The organism is Weizmannia sp. FSL W8-0676 (assembly GCF_038593015.1).
Lineage (GTDB): Bacteria > Bacillota > Bacilli > Bacillales > Bacillaceae_C > Weizmannia > Weizmannia coagulans.
Window position 1 is genome coordinate 877212 of the sequence record NZ_CP151954.1, and the last position, 17797, is coordinate 895008.

15 protein-coding genes are annotated in these 17797 nt (G+C 49.1%); 9 read left to right on the forward strand and 6 right to left on the reverse strand.

What is annotated here, in order from left to right:
* Positions 1-305: 305 nt before the first annotated feature.
* The 5 genes from NST20_RS04115 to NST20_RS04135 all read right to left on the reverse strand — a co-directional run bounded on the left by NST20_RS04115 (position 306) and on the right by NST20_RS04135 (position 6546).
* Positions 306-1205: a helix-turn-helix domain-containing protein gene (locus tag NST20_RS04115; RefSeq protein WP_342400127.1), complete on the reverse strand. Its 900-nt coding sequence runs from the start codon at positions 1203-1205 to the stop codon at positions 306-308.
* Between the two features lie 65 nt (positions 1206-1270).
* Positions 1271-2452: a YheC/YheD family protein gene (locus NST20_RS04120; protein ID WP_013858702.1), complete on the reverse strand. Its 1182-nt coding sequence runs from the start codon at positions 2450-2452 to the stop codon at positions 1271-1273.
* Entirely contained in the window at positions 2449-3810 is a 1362-nt protein-coding gene (locus NST20_RS04125) for a YheC/YheD family protein (RefSeq protein WP_342400128.1), read from the reverse strand. Before NST20_RS04125 ends, NST20_RS04120 begins: the two co-directional genes overlap by 4 nt.
* A gap of 314 nt (positions 3811-4124) precedes the next feature.
* Positions 4125-5216: a YheC/YheD family protein gene (locus tag NST20_RS04130; protein ID WP_342400129.1), complete on the reverse strand. Its 1092-nt coding sequence runs from the start codon at positions 5214-5216 to the stop codon at positions 4125-4127.
* On the reverse strand, positions 5206-6546 hold the full coding sequence (locus NST20_RS04135; protein ID WP_342400130.1) for a YheC/YheD family protein: 1341 nt from the start codon (positions 6544-6546) through the stop codon (positions 5206-5208). Before NST20_RS04135 ends, NST20_RS04130 begins: the two co-directional genes overlap by 11 nt.
* Positions 6547-6829: 283 nt before the next feature.
* Here NST20_RS04135 and NST20_RS04140 point away from each other — a divergent pair, with 283 nt between their 5' ends.
* From NST20_RS04140 to NST20_RS04160, 5 genes are all read left to right on the forward strand, one after another.
* Positions 6830-7963: a DUF445 family protein gene (locus NST20_RS04140; protein ID WP_061574188.1), complete on the forward strand. Its 1134-nt coding sequence runs from the start codon at positions 6830-6832 to the stop codon at positions 7961-7963.
* A gap of 191 nt (positions 7964-8154) precedes the next feature.
* Positions 8155-8502 (forward strand): YlbF family regulator, encoded by a 348-nt coding sequence (locus tag NST20_RS04145; protein ID WP_265115540.1) that lies wholly within the window; start codon positions 8155-8157, stop codon positions 8500-8502.
* Between the two features lie 117 nt (positions 8503-8619).
* A complete protein-coding gene (locus tag NST20_RS04150; RefSeq protein ID WP_013858709.1) occupies positions 8620-9486 on the forward strand; it encodes a Cof-type HAD-IIB family hydrolase in 867 nt (288 codons plus the stop codon).
* Positions 9487-9626: 140 nt separating this feature from the next.
* Entirely contained in the window at positions 9627-10409 is a 783-nt protein-coding gene (locus NST20_RS04155) for an enoyl-CoA hydratase (protein WP_342400131.1), read from the forward strand.
* A gap of 4 nt (positions 10410-10413) precedes the next feature.
* A complete protein-coding gene (locus NST20_RS04160) occupies positions 10414-10599 on the forward strand; it encodes a YhzD family protein (protein ID WP_013858711.1) in 186 nt (61 codons plus the stop codon).
* A gap of 62 nt (positions 10600-10661) precedes the next feature.
* Here the strand turns inward: NST20_RS04160 and NST20_RS04165 are convergent, their stop codons facing one another.
* Positions 10662-11429 carry a TerC family protein gene (locus NST20_RS04165; protein ID WP_342400132.1) on the reverse strand — a complete coding sequence of 256 codons (768 nt, stop codon included), beginning with the start codon at positions 11427-11429 and terminating at the stop codon, positions 10662-10664.
* A gap of 231 nt (positions 11430-11660) precedes the next feature.
* Between NST20_RS04165 and NST20_RS04170 the strand changes: the two genes are divergently transcribed.
* The 4 genes from NST20_RS04170 (at position 11661) to NST20_RS04185 (ending at position 17796) form a co-directional block, all read left to right on the forward strand.
* Positions 11661-12551 (forward strand): permease, encoded by an 891-nt coding sequence (locus NST20_RS04170; RefSeq protein ID WP_174760510.1) that lies wholly within the window; start codon positions 11661-11663, stop codon positions 12549-12551.
* A 12-nt stretch (positions 12552-12563) separates the two neighbouring features.
* Positions 12564-13418: a TIGR03943 family protein gene (locus NST20_RS04175; RefSeq protein ID WP_342400133.1), complete on the forward strand. Its 855-nt coding sequence runs from the start codon at positions 12564-12566 to the stop codon at positions 13416-13418.
* 122 nt (positions 13419-13540) lie between these two features.
* Positions 13541-14812 carry a DNA repair exonuclease gene (locus tag NST20_RS04180; protein ID WP_342400134.1) on the forward strand — a complete coding sequence of 424 codons (1272 nt, stop codon included), beginning with the start codon at positions 13541-13543 and terminating at the stop codon, positions 14810-14812.
* Positions 14809-17796 (forward strand): AAA family ATPase, encoded by a 2988-nt coding sequence (locus NST20_RS04185; protein WP_342400135.1) that lies wholly within the window; start codon positions 14809-14811, stop codon positions 17794-17796. The genes NST20_RS04180 and NST20_RS04185 overlap by 4 nt, the downstream gene beginning before the upstream one ends.
* The last annotated feature ends 1 nt before the right edge of the window (position 17797 follow it).

Here is a 17797-nt window from a genome sequence, read left to right on the forward strand (position 1 = left end):
CATAAGTTGTCTTTATTATAAGGAAAACCCTTTCGTAAAGGGAACGGCAGGATGCACAAAAAATGCAGGGCGATTTTCGGCACCCTGCCCATCCCGTTTTCCCAGCAGATTGGCGCAGTAAAATCCGGGGGCCGGGATCCTTGGAAATTTGAAAGCGGCTCGTTTTCCAATCTTCCGGTTGCGCGGCATTCATTGCAACATGGGATACGATGCCGGTATGCCGCTCTTGATACAACCGGTTAGCCAACTGGTGCCATTTTGAGTAAAACGGGCTTGTTTCCTTTTCAAGGCAAATAACGCGCGGCTTATCGGCGGGAGTTGCCGTCAAAGGTTTCGAGACAGGCGAAATACGCAAAGATGGCATCTGTAAAATGTTTTAAATCCAAGCCCGTTTTTTCTTCAAATTTTTCAATCCGGTACTGCAAGGAATTGCGGTGGATGAACAATTGTTTTGCCGTCAGGCTGGCATTCGCAAAATTTTCAAGATACCGTTTGATCGTTTGTCCCATTTCCCGGTCTTCTTCAAACAGCCTGCGCAGTGATTGGAAGAGCAGGCCCTTTTCCCCTTCAGGCAAATGGGACAGCAAATAAAGAGGGAGCAGAGCATGAGCCGTGAACAAAGCGGACGTTTTCCGGCGGCTTTTGGCAAATTCGAAAAGCCGGCGTTCGAATTGGAAGCTGCGCTTTAATGCCGCCACTTCCTTAAATTCGCCTAAATACAGCAAAACAGGGGTATAGAAATCCCCTTCAAACGCACGGATGGATGCCTCTAGATCGTCTTCGGCCGCTGCTGTTCCGCTTTTTTCTTCAATCACCATGCCTTCAAGCTGATTGGTCATTATCACCAAGACATCATGCACAAACATGTTTTTGATGGCTTCCTGAACGCCGGATACATCCGGCCCTTCTTTTGCCAGCGCAAACTGTGTAACGCGGTATACGCCGCCACGGGCAGGGGCCTCGGCATCCGGCAAAAACAGGTAGTCATACCATTTGGATGCTTCGCCCGCCGTGCCTGGAGCATTTTCCCGGAATTTGGGGAATAATGTTTTCAACAGCATCGTTTCTTCCGGCGTCAATTCGCCCGAATCAATCCCGAAATACTGTTTTTCTTCTTCCATCCAAAACCATAACAAAGGTTTCGCTGCAATCGGTTCATCTGCAATGCAGGCATTTGGATACCTTGTTTTTAATCTGTCGAGCATGTTTGGATCCCTCGGTTTTTCATTGGATATAATCTATTTTACTCAAATTTTTTAAAGAGAGGGAATCATTTTTCCAAAAAGCCGGTAATGGCATAAAACAAATCGGCAAGTTTCCGGGTTTTTGCTGCTTCAATTTCAGGTTCATCAAAGGACATTGGCTTTGCATTCAGTTCAAACAAATAAAAGCCGCCTTCATTGCCGGGCGCGATGTCAGCGGTAAATTCCCCGAAAAAGCCGTACGATTCCGCTAAAGCATTGCCGCATGCTGAAATGACCGGCGCAATCTTTTTTTTAATCTCCATTTTTTCATTGGAAGATAGTACCAGCGTTTCCCCGCCTTTTGCCGTATGGGTCGTCATTCCGCCGGGGCGGGCAACCCGCACGCCGATGCCGGTTATCCGGTAACCTGTTCCGTTGTAATGGGCGTGGACACGGTAGTCATATTTCCGGCCGTCAAGCAATGCAGTTGGCACGGTTTCCTGGACAATGTACGTTTCTTTTTCTGCAAAGGGGCCAATCTCCTCCCACACATCCGAAAAGCTGGCGGGCAAGTGGGCGGATTGGGGCGTGTAAAATGTCCATGCTTCACAGGGCCCCTGCACAATGCGGCGGATGCCGTATCCTTGCGAACGGGCGGCGGGTTTGATATAGACATCCTTGTGCTTCAGTAAAAAGGCGTGAAAGCTGCTTTTATCGGAAATAAGCGCCGTTTCCGGAAGAAAACCGGCAATCGTCGGATCCTGCTTCAATTTTTCGTACACCTCATATTTATTTAAAAAATGCGGGTTGAAAAAAGGGATCCTTTTTTGCCGGAGAAGCCTGGTAAAGCGACGGAAATCTTCCTCCAATTCTTCCTTTCGCTTCCGGATCCGGTTATAAACCACGTCTGGAAACGGAAACATTGCCCTGTGCCATTTTTCTTGTTTTACATCCCAAAACACGCCGGTAATATGCGCTGAAATATCGGCAAGGCTGAATAAAAAAGACAGGCCGCCCTGTTTTTCCTGTAATGTTTGTTGGATGGCGATAAAAAAATCACGGTCTCCGCTGATGGCTTTCTTTGATTTACTGATGAGTATCCCGATCAGGGGGCCGGCTGATGCCCCTTTTAACATCAGGCGATAAGGCGTTTCCTCTCCGGGTTTCGCGGAGAAAGGAAGCAGTTCCGCTTCTTTTCCCCAAAAAAGCGGGGACGGGACAGTACGCTTAAATATTTTTTCCTTGCGGTCAAACCAGATGGCGGTCATGGGAACATTTCCCCTGGTGACTGCACTTGCCGTTCCGTCAAATAAACGGCAAACGATAAGCTCAGTTTGCGCGTCAATAAATCGCACGCTTTCATGAACGGATTGTTGAAAATGGAGCGCCCGGGCTTCGAATTGGCTTCAAACAGCCATACTTTCCCGTCCGTGCCGATGCCGAGGTCAAACCCGATTTCCCCAATCACTCCTTCGACATGTTCATCGATGGCGCGGGAAAGTTTGAGGGCGGCTGTTTCCAGCGTATGCCGGTACATCTCCTGTTGCTCGGGGTTTTCCGTAAGTTCGGGAAGTGTTTTAATTAACCCGCCGTTTCTCACATGCGTTGTCGGGCTGCCCGGGCCGGCCACTTTTGCCGCGATTGCTGTAACGACCCAGTTTCCGCCCTCGTCTTTATTGGTATGGACCCGGAAATCAACCGGCCGCCCTCCGTCTGTTACGAGAAAAATGCCCTGCTGGACGAGCAGCCGGTTCCATTGCTTTTTAGAAAAAACATGGTTGATCAAGTTTTCAAGGCTGCTGAATTTTAACAATCGGTTGCCGGTGTCCCGGTACCGGCAATAATACGCGCCGGAAGCATGGTGGTAATGGATTTGATGGACGCCAAGGCCAAGGCTGCCGTTCACCGGTTTGATGTAGACCATCCCGTAATCAGACAGCATCCGTTCAATTTGATGAAAAGAGGTGAGCGGGTTCGTTTCCGGCAAATAGGGGCGCGCTTCCGGATCTTGAAACAGCCGCTCGTGAATTTCCAGTTTGTTGAAAAAGCCGGGATTGTACCACGGAATAAAATATTCTTTTTCCAATTTTTCTTTGATTTTCTGCGCATTTACAAGTTTTTCACTTTTCCGGTTCGGGAGCCGGTCGTAAATGGCATTGGGAAACGGGACTTCCTGCTTTTCCCAGCCCGCTTTCCCGTAAAAGTAGCCGGTGATCACACCCTGTTCCCAATCGATATGCTGTTCGCCGAATAAAAACGGCACCACGCAGGCAGCAGACTGGGCGGAAAGAAGTTTTGCAAACCACGCCGACCTTGCGCCGGCCGGGCGGTTTTCAAAGGGGGTGAAGCCGGCCGTAAAAATGCCGACAAGCGGGCCGAGCATCAGGATATCGCTGTTTTGGAAACAGTGAAGAACCGTTAAAAAGGCGGGCATTCTCAGTTCACCGGCAAGCGCGCTTGAGACGGAAAAAACATTGCGGCCATTTGGATGCGGTTCGATTTTTGCGGCAGCGATTTTAGAGCCGAATGCCACTTTGCCGGTGTTTTCAAGTACCGGAAGGCTTTGCGGCGTGTACAGGATCGGGTCGGAGGCATCAAAAAACTCAATTTTATATTTTCTGGCCATTTGTAAAGCACCTCGTTTCATTTAGATGACCTTTTGTTAAACCGGCAGCGGATGAAATGAACCAACCAAATTTTTCCGGCTACTATCGCGGCTCTTTTTCTCGGGTTCCCTTCTGTTTCAAAAGCAATGTGGCAAAAATTCAGGCGCGTTCTATGCGGCCAAAATTGCCCGGTTTCTTATGGGCACTCTGTGTGAAGGAGAGCCGTCGAAAACGGTGCTGTTCCTTAAACACAGGCGCGTTTTATGCGAAAAGGCTGTCGAAAACGCGCTGTTCCTTCACATAGCCGCTAAAGAGCAGTCCCATTTCTTTCATTTTACACATTTCCGGCCTGCACGCGGTTTCCGATTTCCTGTAAATACCGGCAGTAGGCAAGCGGGGCTTCAGCCATTTGCCCGGCTTTTTCCGGATGGAGAAGGCTGACCATTTTTCTGCCCGGTTTTGAATTGATGTCGAGTATCCAGATGGATTGGTCCCCCGCAATAAGCAGATCGATTCCCAACTCAAATAGCGGTTGAAAAGTTTCTTCCAAAACAGCCGGCAAGATGCTGATGATGTCAGAGATTTCCTGGCTGATATAGACATGATTAAAATGCGGCGTTTCGCGTTGCCAGTTCCCGTATGTTGAGAGGCTTGCCCCCGCGCTCAAATTGGTTAAAATGCCGTTTTCCATGCCGGTACGGATGCCCCGCGTCACTTCCTGCCACTCGCCGCGGCTGTCTTTTTGCAAAAAGATGCGCAGATCAAAAGGCCGGTTTTTCCGGTCCATATTGTCAATCCTTGCCTGAATGAGAAAATCATGCTTTCCGAGCAGTGTATTGAGCCACGCTTGAAATTTATCCAAACGGCCGAAGTTCTGCGATATAAGACTGCCGTTTTTCGTCGTTCTTACAAGCAGCCCGCCCGTTTTCTTTTCGAGGGAATACACCGCATATCCATGCGCACCGTTTGCCGGTTTTAAAATAATGGAAAGATATTTGTTCAGTTCCCGCAAAACCGTTTCCGTACTGTCCGCCCTTACTGTCTCCGGCAAATACGGGGAGATTTCCGGAATTTCCTTCAGACGGTCGTAAAGCGCGGTTTTATTCGGCAGCCCGTATCCGAGAAAGGTAAGGTCTTTCCGTTCTTTCAGCCATGCGACGATTTTTTTGGCATCTTTTGATGGCTGGTCTTCGCCGTAAAAGCAGCGGTCATAAAGAAATTCCGGAATCTGGAAAACTTCTTCTTTCCATATGACGCTTGTAGTGTCAAAATGAAGTCCCTTTGCTTTCTGCGTGCCGGGCAGTAAATCAAGGGGGGAGAATGAATAAAGATCGGTCCCATATTGTTTTGATTCATGTGCCATTTGGTCAAAATAATCCTGCCGGGAAGCAGGATCCAGCGTAAGAATGCCTAATTTAGCCGGCATGTTCCATTCCCCTTTCAGTCCATAGAAATAAACCGTAACGGTATAGTGCTTTTACGGATGGGCGAATGCCGCCGCGGGACACGCCAAACGCGGCCTTAGACGGCTTTACGTTTGCTTCAATTACCCACGGTTTTCCATCCCAATCCACCCCTATATCGATCCCGAATTCCGGAAAGTGCCCGTTTCCGGCGGAACAGAGCGTGATGGCGGCGGTTTCCGCCAGCTCATGCATGAGTTCCAGTACGAGCCGGCCTTTTTCCTTTCCAAAATGATGGAAGATAAGCGGCGCCGGTTTTGTCGGAAGCCCTCCTTGTGAGAGGTTTGACACAATCGCATCGTCTGCCGCTGTTCTTGCGAGGGATGACGCGATCTGCCAATCGTTTTTTGCGCCGGTTCTCCAGACAAGGAACCGGAAATCGGTTTGCCTTCCATCTGCCGAAAGCAATGGAATGCCTTGTTGAAGGATATACGGAAGGGTTCCGGTGAGTTGTTCCATTTTTTGAACGGTGTCTTCCACATTTTCTGCAACTTCCGGCAAACGGTTTTCCTGGTGCGTATGGCCAAGGAGGAACCGGCTTTCCTTTTTTTCAATCCGGATGATGCCGCGCCCCTGGCTTCCGTTTTCGGGCTTTGCATACAGGATATTGAATGCCCCAAGTTTTTCCGCTAGGCACGCCGGACCGTACCGGCAAGTTTCCGGTAAATACGGCCGCAAAAATCGGTTTGCATAAAGGCATTCGTAAACTTCCATTTTTGTTAAATACTTGGCATTAAAAAAACCGGTTCCCTTTTCTTTGTACGCTGCTGTTTTCATTCCAAACTGGCGGCTTCTTTCAGCCAGCCTGGAATGAATGCGGTTATAGACAATGTCCGGTTCCGGCACTTCCCCCGTCTTCCAGCCATTGGCGGAAAACGTGCAGCCGGTGCCGGCGCGGGAATCCAAGCCTTCCACAAAAAGGCAGCCGCCTTCTTTTTCGATCAGGTGGTGCAGTTCTTCGCAAAATGGCCGGATGTTTTCAGAAGGGGCACTTCCAGTAAGTTCTGTCAGGACGGCGATCACCGGGCCAAGTTCAAGCACCCCCTGCCGGCAGAAGGCTTTCAACCGGGCGGGCGGGACAGGGAGCTTCAGGTGTTTGTAACCATCCGCAGAGAGCATCATTACCGTTTTGCCGGATGCATCGGTTTCCACTTTTGCTGTGGCTGTTTTTCCGCCGAACCGGATGGTGAGCCCGCCGTTTGAAATGCGCAAAAAGGAAAGGAGCGCCCGTGGAATTGCCGCCGCCGCGCCTTTCGTTTCATCGTCATGCCGGAATGCAATGGTTGATGCCAATCCGTTCCCCTCCCTTCCTCCTGAAAACACGGGCACGAACACGGCTAATTTTTGACTTTATTGGGCTTTTGCTGATATCTTATGATTAGTACAGAAAATCGGTTCAAAAAAAATAGCTGATTTCAGAAATACCCGGCCGCAAAAAAGGGTATTTTTTCATTAAGTTTGCGGTTTTCCGCAGCATAGAACCAAAATCGACCGTTGTGTCCGCATAGCGGGCTGGAAACTTCCCGTGCTTCTTTGGAAAAAATTTCACAACGAAAACAATGAGGGATGATTGTGTATGCATGCATTTTTGGAAATTTTGTTTATGACTGCCGTGGGGGCAGTGATCGGCGGATTCACAAATTATCTGGCCATTAAAATGCTGTTTCGGCCGTACAAGGCGATCTATATTAAAAATTGGCGGCTTCCGTTCACGCCCGGATTGATTCCGAAAAGGCGCGAAGAGATTGCGAAGCAGCTCGGCGAAATGGTGGCGCGCCATCTGGTTACGCCGGAAAGCATCGAAAAAAAGCTGCTGTCGCCCGGGTTCCGGAAAGAGACGGCCCGATGGATGGCGGATACTTTTTTGAAATGGCTGGAGATGAGCTGGACGACCCCGCAAATTGCCGGTTTTTTTAAAGCGGATTTGTCGGCGGAGCGTGTTCAAAACGGGATCAAAGAATTCATCCGCACCCGTTACGGGGAGGCAAAACAACATATCGCACCGCAAACGCTTGAAGCACTGCTGCCGGAAGCCGTGATCAAAAAAGCTGAAGAAAAAATCCCTGTTTTGGCGGATTTGATCATTGCAAGGATTAGCGAATACATTTCAAGCCCTGCAGGCCGCACGAAAATTGAAGGGATGATCAGCCATTTTCTTGATGACCGCGGCATGATCGGCGCGATGGTGAAACGTTTTATCGGAAACACTTCGATTGCCGATAAAATCCAGCCTGAGATCACCCGGGCACTTCAGGAACCCGGAATGAAAGCAACAATGTCGGAAATGCTGGAAAGGGAATGGAACGGCCTGAAAGCAAAACAGGCAGGGGAACTTTTTCCGGATCTACCGGATGAAGAAATTAGCGGATGGCTGGAGAAAAATATTTTATCTGCCCTTCCTGTCGAACGTTTTTTAGACACACCCGTCCAGGCATTTGTTGCCCGGTATCGGAATAAAATTGAAGAAGAATGGATCCCTGTATTGGCGGAAAAAGCGCTGCACTTCATCAGCAAAAACGTGCCTTTGATCATCCGGAAGCTGCAGATGGCGGATCTTGTGCGCCAGGAAGTGGAATCTTTTCCGATTGAGCGCCTGGAAGGGCTGATTCTCGGCATTACCGCCCGCGAATTTTCAATGATTACGTATCTTGGCGCGTTACTGGGCGGCCTGATTGGGATCGTTCAGGGGGTGATCGTGCTGCTTGTATAGAGGAAGCAAGCTTTGGCGCATTGTTGGAATAACGCCGGCCTGGTCCTGCTGCTCGTGCAGGAAAGAGAAAACAGGAAACCCATGCATCCCTGCATTTCTGCGACTGGCTTCAGGCGGCCCGGCTGCTGCTTGTGCAACGAAAGCAAGGCCGGGAAACCATCCGTGATGAATAAAACATAAGGAGGATTTACATGCCATCCCATTTAAATGAATACGCGCACATGCTTGAAAAAGGAATCCGGGAAAGCCATGAATTTGCTGCGTTGAAGCAGGCGTACGAAAATGTCCGGTCTAACGGCCAGGCGAGAGCATTGTTTGACCGTTTCAGGCAGCTTCAACTCAATCTGCAAGATAAACAAATGCAGGGGCTTCCGGTTACAGAAGAAGATGAAAAGCAGGCGCAGGCTGCCATGCAAGCGGTCCAGGCAAATCCCGCCATTATGCAGTTGATCGGCGCTGAACAGCGGCTAAGCGATATGCTCAGCGAAATCAATCAGGTGCTGATGAAGCCTGTCGAAGATTTATACGCCGGAAAGTAGAAGAATGCAGCCGGAAAGTTCTATTTCCCCCTTTTTTCTCATACATCTGTAAAAGAAAGCAGGCTGTGTGAAAAATCAGCCCGGCAGCCGGGAGCATCATGAAGAGGGGGAGCATCCATGATCTATAAAATGCTGGCGTTAAATATTGAGGGAACATTGCTGCAGGATAACGGCCGGCTCGGCAAAACAACGAAAGAAGCGATTGAGTATGCAGGTGCAAAAGGCATTGCGGTGACGCTCATTACGTCAAAAAATTTCGCTTCGGCCCACCGGATTGCCAAATGGCTGAAGCTGCATTCTTCCTTAATCACGCACCAGGGCGCTTATATTGCCAGTGAACTGGATAAACCGATTTTTGTCAGAAGGATCAGCGAAGAGGCCACCCGTGACCTTGTGCGGTTTTTGGAAGGGTTTCAAGCCCAAATCCGCCTTGTTTCCGAGCGGTTTACATTGTCAAACAGGGTGAAGCATCCGAATAAGCTGATGGGAAAAGTCATTTATCAAACGTCCAATCCGTTTTCTTATGCAGAACAATATGTGGACGATTTATCGGCAAAACTGGAACAAACGCCGCTTTCCCCGCCCAAAATCGAAGTGATCTTTTCCGACGGAGAGGACATTCAGGCTGCCAAAAAAGCAATTGCCAATATGTTCCATGAAGTGGATTGCATTGTGTGCGGGAACGGGAAGCTGGATATTGTGCCGGCTGGGATTTCCAAGCTTCGCGGGCTTTTATATGTATGCGACCGGATGAACATCCGCCGTGAGGAAGTGGTCGTCATCGGTTCGGGCCTCGATGATCTCCCGCTTGTCGAGTGGGCAGGGCTCGGCGTTGCGATGGGGAATGCGCATCCCGCTGTCAAAAACGCGTCCGACTGGGTGACCCGTTCCAACAATGAAAACGGAGTGTCTTATATGGTAAAAGAGCATTTCCGGAAACAGCAGCCGATTGACTTTTTGAAAAAAATGAAACTGCTGAAATAAGGATGGAAGGGGCTGTTTGCTTAGGCGGCAGCCTCTTTTTTTGATGAATTTTTTAAAAAGACGCCATTTTGTATTGGAAATTGCCGAATATTTCGCTATCCTAGTAATAGGAAGAATAAAACAAAGGGAGAGGGATTTCGGTGATTTCAACGTATGAAACAATCCAGGTGGAGGAAAAAGACGGGGCAGCCTATTTGTATTTCAACCGCCCGGACGCAATGAATGCGCTGAACCTGGAGATGATTAAGGAACTGGCGGACTCGTTGAAAGCGATTGCGATGAAGGATGACATTCACATTCTCGTATTATCCGGAAACGGCAAAGCATTCTCCGCAGGCGGGGACATCAAAGCCATGCTTGCGATGGAGGAAGAAAAAGGGTTCATCTCTTTTATGGGCCAAATAAATGAAGTCGTTTCCATTCTTGCGGGTATGCCCAAACTCACCATTGCGGCGATTAATGGCGCTGCTGCAGGATTGGGCTTAAGCCTTGCCCTTGCCTGTGATACCATTATCAGCGATTTGGACAGCAAAATCGCGATGAACTTTATCGGGATCGGCCTTGTGCCGGACGGCGGCGGCCACTATTTGCTGCAGCGCCGGATCGGCCAGGAAAAGGCGAAAAAGGTGATTTGGGAAGGAAAAGTCATGTCTGCTGAAGAGGCAGCCGAAACGGGCATTATCGATGAAGTGGTACCCGATCTTGCGCTTGCCGTTGACCAAAAAATTACAGAATGGCAGAAAAAGCCGGTCCTCGCGATGATCAAAACGAAAAAAATCTATACGGAACTGAACCGCCCGGACTTCAATAAATCATTGGAACTGGAAAAACATGCGCAGTGGAAAATGCGCCAGACGAAAGACCACAAGGAAGGCATCCGCGCTTTTGTAGAGAAGAGGGCGCCGCAATTCAAGGGGGAGTGAAAGCATGCGCGACTATAAACTGACTGCCTTTGAACCGACAGGGGAAAAGATTCTCGATGAAGGTTTTGAAGCACAGGATGACACGGAAGCGAAGAAAAAAGGGGAGGCGCTTTTAAAAGAAAAAGGCGTCCATGAGAAAACGCACCGTTGCGTATCCCCTGAAGGAAAACTGATTTTGTTCCACCGGTAAAAAGAACCCGGGCCAATCCAGCCCGGGTTCTTTTAATGGGGAACGGCGTAAGTTCTGCGCCATTAATGGATATGGACATGCTGCTTAACATCCTGTTTTATATCCTGTTTTACTTGCTTAACCTGCTTTGCCGCCGTCCGCCGGTTCGAAAGCCAGCCAAGAAACAAAACCAAAACCGTAAGAAAGCCGCCGATCGTATACGTTAACGGCCCGTGTGATATATCCAGCCATTTCAGGATTTGCTCATCTTTAAAGAGCATTTCCGCCGCTGTCCAGGCGAGGATGCCCGACCCGGCATAGGCAATCCAGCTGTAACGGTTCATCGCTTTTACAATCATCTTTGAACCGAATATCATAACCGGAATACTGATGGCAACGCCGAGGGCAATCATGCCGATATGCCCGTTTGAAGCACCGGCCAGCGCCACCACATTGTCGAGGCTCATAATTGCATCAGTCATGATAATCGTGCCGATCGAAACGAGCAGCCCATTTTTTGCTCTGACTTGGACATTTTCATCTCCGCCGCCGAGCACTTTATATGCGATCCAAAGAAGCAAAAGCCCGCCAATGACATTTACATAAGGAATTTTCAGCAAAGCAACGATCGCCATTGCCAGCAGAATTCTTAAAATCACCGCACCGGCTGTCCCCCAGAAAATCGCTTTGTTTTGCTGTTCGCGTTGCAGTTTCCGGGTCGCCATGGCGATCACAACCGCATTGTCGCCCGATAAAATGATATCGATCATAATGATCTTAAGCAGCGCAACAAAAGCCCCGGCAGAAACAACCAACCCAAAGTCAAATATAGATACCGGCAATTGCTTCATTCCCTTCACGTTCTTAATACTAGTTCATTTGACACTATCATAACACAGTCCGGCCCAAAAAGTAATAGAATCGCATGGGTTTCATCAAATTGGAAATCATTTTTTCACATGGTTTTCCTGCTTGCCTGCCATTTCCCGGTTTTCTTCATTTACGCCAAAGAAGACTTATAGTATCCTAGTTGGGAGAGTTTTTTTGTGAGTGTGATAGAAAAAAGGAGACGATATGCCGTTATGGTCCAGTCCTTATTGCAAATGAATACCATTTTTATCAGCATTATCATCGAGGCGTTGCCTTTTATTGTGCTGGGTGTATTCATTTCAGCGGTGATCCAGATGTTTGTCACTGAGGAAATGATTGCAAAAGTGATGCCGAAAAACCGCTTTTTATCCATTGCATTCGGCACCGGGATGGGCGCGCTTTTTCCGGCCTGCGAATGCGGCATTGTCCCGATTACGGAAAGGCTTGTCCGGAAAAATGTCCCGCTTTCTGCTGCCATCGCGTTTATGCTGACGGGGCCGATTATCAACCCGGTTGTCATTTTTTCTACGTTTGTCGCGTTTGGCGATTCCTGGAAAATGGCACTGCTTCGTTGCGGGCTGGCGATTTTTACTGCTGTTTTAACCGCGATTGCGATTTCTTATTTTTTTTCCGAAAACCAGCTTCGCGAATTTGTGGAGGCCAAATTGCACCACCACCATGGCCGCGAAGTACAGCATGCACCGGGTTTTCTGCAAAAAATCACCGGAACGATCGACCATGCGATTGATGAGTTTTTTTCCGTTGGGAAGTTTCTCGTGTTTGGCGGCCTGATTTCTGCCGCCATGCAGACCTTCTTCCGGACGAGTACGCTGCTGTCGCTCGGACAGACAAAAATGGCGGCGATTCTGATTATGATGCTGCTCGCTTTTATCATGTCGATCTGTTCCGAGGCGGATGCCTTCATTGCCTCGTCTTTCAACGGGATGTTCGGGACGCCGGCCATTCTTGCATTTTTAGTATTTGGCGCCATGGTGGATATTAAAAATCTGCTCATGATGATGCATTCATTTAAAAGAAAGTTTGTCTTTTCGATGATCGGGCTGATTATCGTTTTTGTGTTCACGGGTGCATTCTTAATATAGAAGGTGTTTAAAATGTTGCGATTTATCGTATTGTTCGGCTTCGCGTATTTTTTTATGAAGCTGCACGCGACAGGGGATATTAGCAAATATATCAATATGAAGTATGCGTATTTGTCGTTTTCCATGATTTTTGCAATGGGCTTTTTATGTTTATACCAGCTCGTGAAATGGGTCAGGGCGGGAAACGGGGCGCATGACCATCATCACGGCGCCCACCACGGCCATTCCCATGAAACGGATGAAAATACATGGTACAAAAAAGTGTTTACGTACGGCATGATTTTAATCCCGATTGTAACGGGCATTTTTCTTCCGGTGGCCACCTTGAATTCCACCGTTGTCAAAGCAAAAGGCTTCCACTTTTCGATGATTGACAATGATAAGGACCAGTATGCCAATCACCAGATTTTGCGGCCGAATTCCAGCCTTTACTATGATAAGGACCAGTATACAGAAATGGAAAATTCGGATTTAAAAAAGTACAGCAAATTGCAAAGCATCGTCCTCGATGATGACCATTACTTCCACGGGCTTGAAACGATTTACAATTATCCGGGGGATTTTATCGGCAAAAAGGTGGCGATAAAAGGGTTTGTCTACCGGACGGATGATATTAAAGCGAATCAGCTGTTTGTGCTCCGGTTTGGCATTATCCACTGTATTGCCGATGCCGGCGTATACGGGATGCTCGTTGATTTTCCGGGCAATATGGCAAACGTGAAAGAAAATACATGGATTGAGGTTGAAGGGAAACTGGATACGACGTACTATACGCCGTTTAAAGAGAATATCCCGTATTTAAAAGTAACAAGTTACCATAAAAGCAGCGAGCCGAAAGATCCGTACGTATACCGGCAATACAATTAAACGGGTTTGGCATGTTCAGCCATTTTTTTGTTGCCTGAACGTGCCAAACCTTTTATAATGGAGATAGAACATATATTCTGTGAAATGTGTTTTATTACGAACAGTTTGGATTTCACAATAAAATGGCAAACTGCCGTTTATTTTTTCGCGAAAGAGTGATGGCGTTGAAAAGGATTCGCTTTGTCCATGCGTCCGACCTGCACCTTGACAGCCCGTTTGCGGGGCTACGCAAGCTTCCGCCGGCGCTGTTTGAACGGGTAAAGGAGAGCACTTTCCGGGCATTTGAAAATGTTTGTAACCTTACAATTGAAAAAGAAGCGGATTTCCTGCTGATATGCGGGGATTTATACGACGGGGAAGACCGCAGCCTGAAAGCTCAGGTGAGGCTGAAGAAGCAGTTTGAGCGGCTCAAAGAGGCCGGCATTGCCGTATTTGTGCTGCACGGCAATCACGACCATTTAAGCGGGTCATGGACAAAACTGGACATGCCCGGAAATGTCCGGATATTTTCCGAGCGTGTCGAAACCAAATCCTTTACAGCTAAAAACGGGTCGAAAGTCCATGTGTACGGGTTCAGCTACCCGAAGCGGCACGTGCTGGAGAATAAAACGGATGAATACAGGAAAACGGGGGAGGCAGATTTCCATATTGGCATGCTGCACGGTTATCTTGAAGGCGGGACGAAAATGCACCAGCCTTATGCTCCTTTTGCCTTGCGGGATTTGCTGGAAAAGGGGATGGATTACTGGGCGCTCGGCCATATCCACAAACAGCAGATTTTACATACGGATCCCTATATCATTTATCCCGGGAATATCCAGGGGAGAAATCGGAAAGAAACGGGCCCGAAAGGCTGTATGGTTGCCGAAATGGATCCGCTTGGCACGCATACCGCATTCTATGAGACAGCGGACATTTTATGGGAAAAACGTACTGTTTCCGTAAAAGGAGCAAATGATTTTAATCGTCTGTACACAGTTTGCCGCAATGCCCTTGAAGAAGAAAGAAAAGAGGCGCAGGGCGTATTTTTGCAATTGGATATAAAAGATCCGGATCTGCTCGATGATGAAGCACTTGGAAAAGTGAAAAACGGCGAGCTGATGGAAGTACTGCAGGAAGGCGAAGAAGCAGACCGCAACTTTGTCTGGGTACACCGCATCACACTGCCTGAAAATGCCCTCTTATCCGAACGGGATGACGGTTTTATTTTGCAGGAAATGAAGAAGACGCTGGCGCAATTGGAAGAAACCGCCGTAGATGAAGCGGTCTCCCCGCTGTACAGCCACATGTATGCGGGCCGCTACCTGGACTTGGACGGAGACGAAAAGCAGAGGCTCCTGTTGGAAGCGGAAGCGGCTGTTTTTGAGAAGTTGAAAGGCAGGGGGAAACGATGAAAATACGGGAGGTCCATATATACGGTTTTGGCCGGCTAGTTGATTTTCATATGGAAAACCTTTCAGATCTGCAGGTCATTTACGGGGAAAACGAAGCCGGCAAATCAACCTTCATGGCTTTTATCGAAGCCGTTTTATTCGGGTTTCCTTCAAGGCAGCAAAACGGGCAGCGCTATGAGCCGAAATTTTCATCGGTGTACGGCGGGCGGCTCGTCCTGGAAACAGAAAAAGACGGAAACATAACGGTGGAACGGATAAAAGGAAGGGCAGCCGGAGAAGTGTCCGTCACTTTTGCAAATGGCAGAACAGGCGGCGAAGAGGCGCTTGCACATGTTTTAAACGGGCTGAACCGGCAGATGTTCCAGTCCATTTATTCTTTTAATCTGCAAAGCCTCCAGGAAATCCGCAAATTAACAGGCGATGATATCAGCCGCTATTTATTTGCCGCAGGGACGATCGGGACGGATGCGCTGCTTTCGGCGGAACGGGAACTCGAAAAGGAAATGGAAGCGCGTTTTAAACCGAACGGGCGGAAACCGGTATTGAACGTGCAACTCCGGAAACTTCAGGCTATGGAAAAAGAACTGAATCGCCTGAAAGCGGAAAACGGCCGTTACGGCGAATGGAAAGCCCGGCTGGCAGTGCTTGAAGCAGCACAGGCAGAAGCGGAAGCGGAGCTGGAAGCCTTAAGGGGAACGGTTCAGCAGTATGAACACCTCACAAGCCTTTGGCCGCTCTACGCGGAAAGAAAGCATGTCAAACTGCAGCTTTTGGAAATCGGCCCCGTCCGTTTCCCCGCTGACGGAATCCGGCGCCTCGACGGGCTGATGTCGGAATGGCGCGCTTCTTCCGGGCGCCTGTCAGCCGTTAAAAAACAGAAACAGGTGCTGGTGGAAAAAATGGAAGGAGAGCAGCCGGACCCGCTTTTTGTCAGGCATGAAGGGGAGATCAAAAAGCTGCTTGATGACTGGCCGCAATACCGCGGGTGGCAGGCGGAAACGGAGCGCCTCCAATCTGAATGCGACATCCTGGACAGCCAAATCTCCGAATTAGCGGGAATGCTGCATCTTACGGCATCGCAAGTTGAAAAAGTACCACAGCTTGACTTAAGCATTGCGGCAAAAGAAAGGCTCAGCACCCTCGTAAGGGCGTATGACCGCCACCGTACCCGCAGCGATGCTTTACAGGCACAGCTTGAGGACTTGCGGGCCCGGATGAACGCTGTTGAGCAGGAATGCGCACTTTTGGAAAAAGAGCTCGTATCCGAAGAGGCTTTTCGCGATTTATCGGCAAAGCGGCAGGAAAAGGAAAAAAAATCATTGCTTGAAGCCGATATCAGGCGCGGGAAACAGCAGCTTTCCCGCCTGAAAAAAATGGCGGATGAGGTCCGGAAGCCCCCTTTCCTGTTTTTCGGCCTTGCATTATTGTTTCTGATGACCGGCGTGTGGAGTTTTCTCACAGGGCAATACTTGTTTTTGGGCGTTTTTGTGCTCGGCGCAATCGTGTCAGGCTACCATGCTTTCAAGGGAAACCGGAACCCGTTGGAACAAGAAATCCGCGCGCTCGAACAGGAACTGGGGGAAAAGGAAAAAGAACTGCGGAATTGGAAAGAGGGGGACACGGACTGGCATGAATATGAACGGCAGAAACAGCTGCGCGAAAACTGGAAACAGCTCATTTTGAAACTTGAGGAAGGCGAACAGAACGGCCGGCAAATGCAAAAGCGGAAACAGCGCCTGGAAGCGGAAGAAAGACAGCTGCTGGCAGAAATCAGCCGTTTCAGGCAAACTTTGCAATTGGGTGACGGCTTCCGGCCCAGACAGCTGCCCGATGCATTCCAACTTTTGACGGAATTAAGCGGGAAAATGCGCGAGCGGACGCGTATCGAAAAGAAACTGGCGCAGCTTTCCGCCTCTCAGTCGGCATTTGAAGAAAGGATGGAAAAACTGTGGTCCCGGCTCCATGTCAACTGGCCTTTGCGCCAGGAAGGCATCTTGTTGCTGCAGCAAGCCTGTGCGGAACAACAGGAAAGAAAAATCCGCCGGCAGGAATGGGAAAAGAAATGTGCCGAGCTGGAAGAACAAGTGCAGCTGCTTGAATCGGAAGCGGAAGCAACAGATCATGAGATCAAAAAGCTTTTTGCCCTTGCCGGTGCCGTGAATGAGGAAGATTTCCGGAAAGCCGGCAGCCTTTTTCAGCAATACGAAAAATTGTCCGGCCAGCTGGAAATCATGGATTTACGGATCAGCCGGGAAGACCTGGAACGGCTCGAAACGGTAAAAGATGTTTCTATGTTGGAACAGGAAAAGCAAAAGCTGGAAGAAAAAATCGCGGAAAAGGAAAACGCGCTCCGCAGCATGAGAAAAGAATCGACGGAAATCCGGTTTGAACTGGACAGGTTGGAAAAAGGCGGAACGTTTACCGAAAAACTGCATGAATATTACAGCGCGCTTTCGGAATTCCGGGAAGAAGCTTTTGAATGGGCGCGGTATGCCACGGCAAAACGTTTGCTTTCCGGCATGATGAAGCGGCTCCGGGAAACCCGCTTTCCGCAAGTCCTGCACAAAGCCGAAGCGTATTTGCAATGTTTAACAAACGGATCGTATGTCTCCCTCCATATGGGCGGGGAGGATGGCCGTTTTTATGTTAAACGGCGTGATGATGTGCTGTTTGCCGCAAATGAGCTGAGCCAGGCAACGGCAGAACAGCTGTATATTGCTTTACGTTTTTCCCTTGCGGAGGCGCTCGGCGGGGAATTTCCGTCCCCGGTTGTCATCGATGACGGCTTTGTTAATTTTGATATTTACCGGACAGAGAAAATGGCCAGGCTGCTGGACCAGGTGAGCGAATCGAGGCAGGTGCTGCTTTTTACATGCCAGCAGCCGATGCTCCGGTTTTTTAAAGGCCATGGGGTGAAAACCTTGGGGGCTGTACACGATCAAGGGATGGCGGGATCCGGAAACATCAGCCGCATTCAGCCGTAAA

What these genes read in the sequence shown, in the direction of transcription:
- NST20_RS04165 (WP_342400132.1), bottom strand. Translation starts at nt 11,429, where the DNA reads ATGAAGCAATTGCCGGTATCTATATTTGACTTTGGGTTGGTTGTTTCT.
- NST20_RS04140 (WP_061574188.1), top strand. Translation starts at nt 6,830, where the DNA reads ATGCATGCATTTTTGGAAATTTTGTTTATGACTGCCGTGGGGGCAGTG.
- NST20_RS04170 (WP_174760510.1), top strand. Translation starts at nt 11,661, where the DNA reads ATGGTCCAGTCCTTATTGCAAATGAATACCATTTTTATCAGCATTATC.
- NST20_RS04125 (WP_342400128.1), bottom strand. Translation starts at nt 3,810, where the DNA reads ATGGCCAGAAAATATAAAATTGAGTTTTTTGATGCCTCCGACCCGATC.
- NST20_RS04120 (WP_013858702.1), bottom strand. Translation starts at nt 2,452, where the DNA reads ATGACCGCCATCTGGTTTGACCGCAAGGAAAAAATATTTAAGCGTACT.
- NST20_RS04185 (WP_342400135.1), top strand. Translation starts at nt 14,809, where the DNA reads ATGAAAATACGGGAGGTCCATATATACGGTTTTGGCCGGCTAGTTGAT.
- NST20_RS04160 (WP_013858711.1), top strand. Translation starts at nt 10,414, where the DNA reads ATGCGCGACTATAAACTGACTGCCTTTGAACCGACAGGGGAAAAGATT.
- NST20_RS04130 (WP_342400129.1), bottom strand. Translation starts at nt 5,216, where the DNA reads ATGCCGGCTAAATTAGGCATTCTTACGCTGGATCCTGCTTCCCGGCAG.
- NST20_RS04175 (WP_342400133.1), top strand. Translation starts at nt 12,564, where the DNA reads ATGTTGCGATTTATCGTATTGTTCGGCTTCGCGTATTTTTTTATGAAG.
- NST20_RS04180 (WP_342400134.1), top strand. Translation starts at nt 13,541, where the DNA reads ATGGCAAACTGCCGTTTATTTTTTCGCGAAAGAGTGATGGCGTTGAAA.
- NST20_RS04145 (WP_265115540.1), top strand. Translation starts at nt 8,155, where the DNA reads ATGCCATCCCATTTAAATGAATACGCGCACATGCTTGAAAAAGGAATC.
- NST20_RS04150 (WP_013858709.1), top strand. Translation starts at nt 8,620, where the DNA reads ATGATCTATAAAATGCTGGCGTTAAATATTGAGGGAACATTGCTGCAG.
- NST20_RS04115 (WP_342400127.1), bottom strand. Translation starts at nt 1,205, where the DNA reads ATGCTCGACAGATTAAAAACAAGGTATCCAAATGCCTGCATTGCAGAT.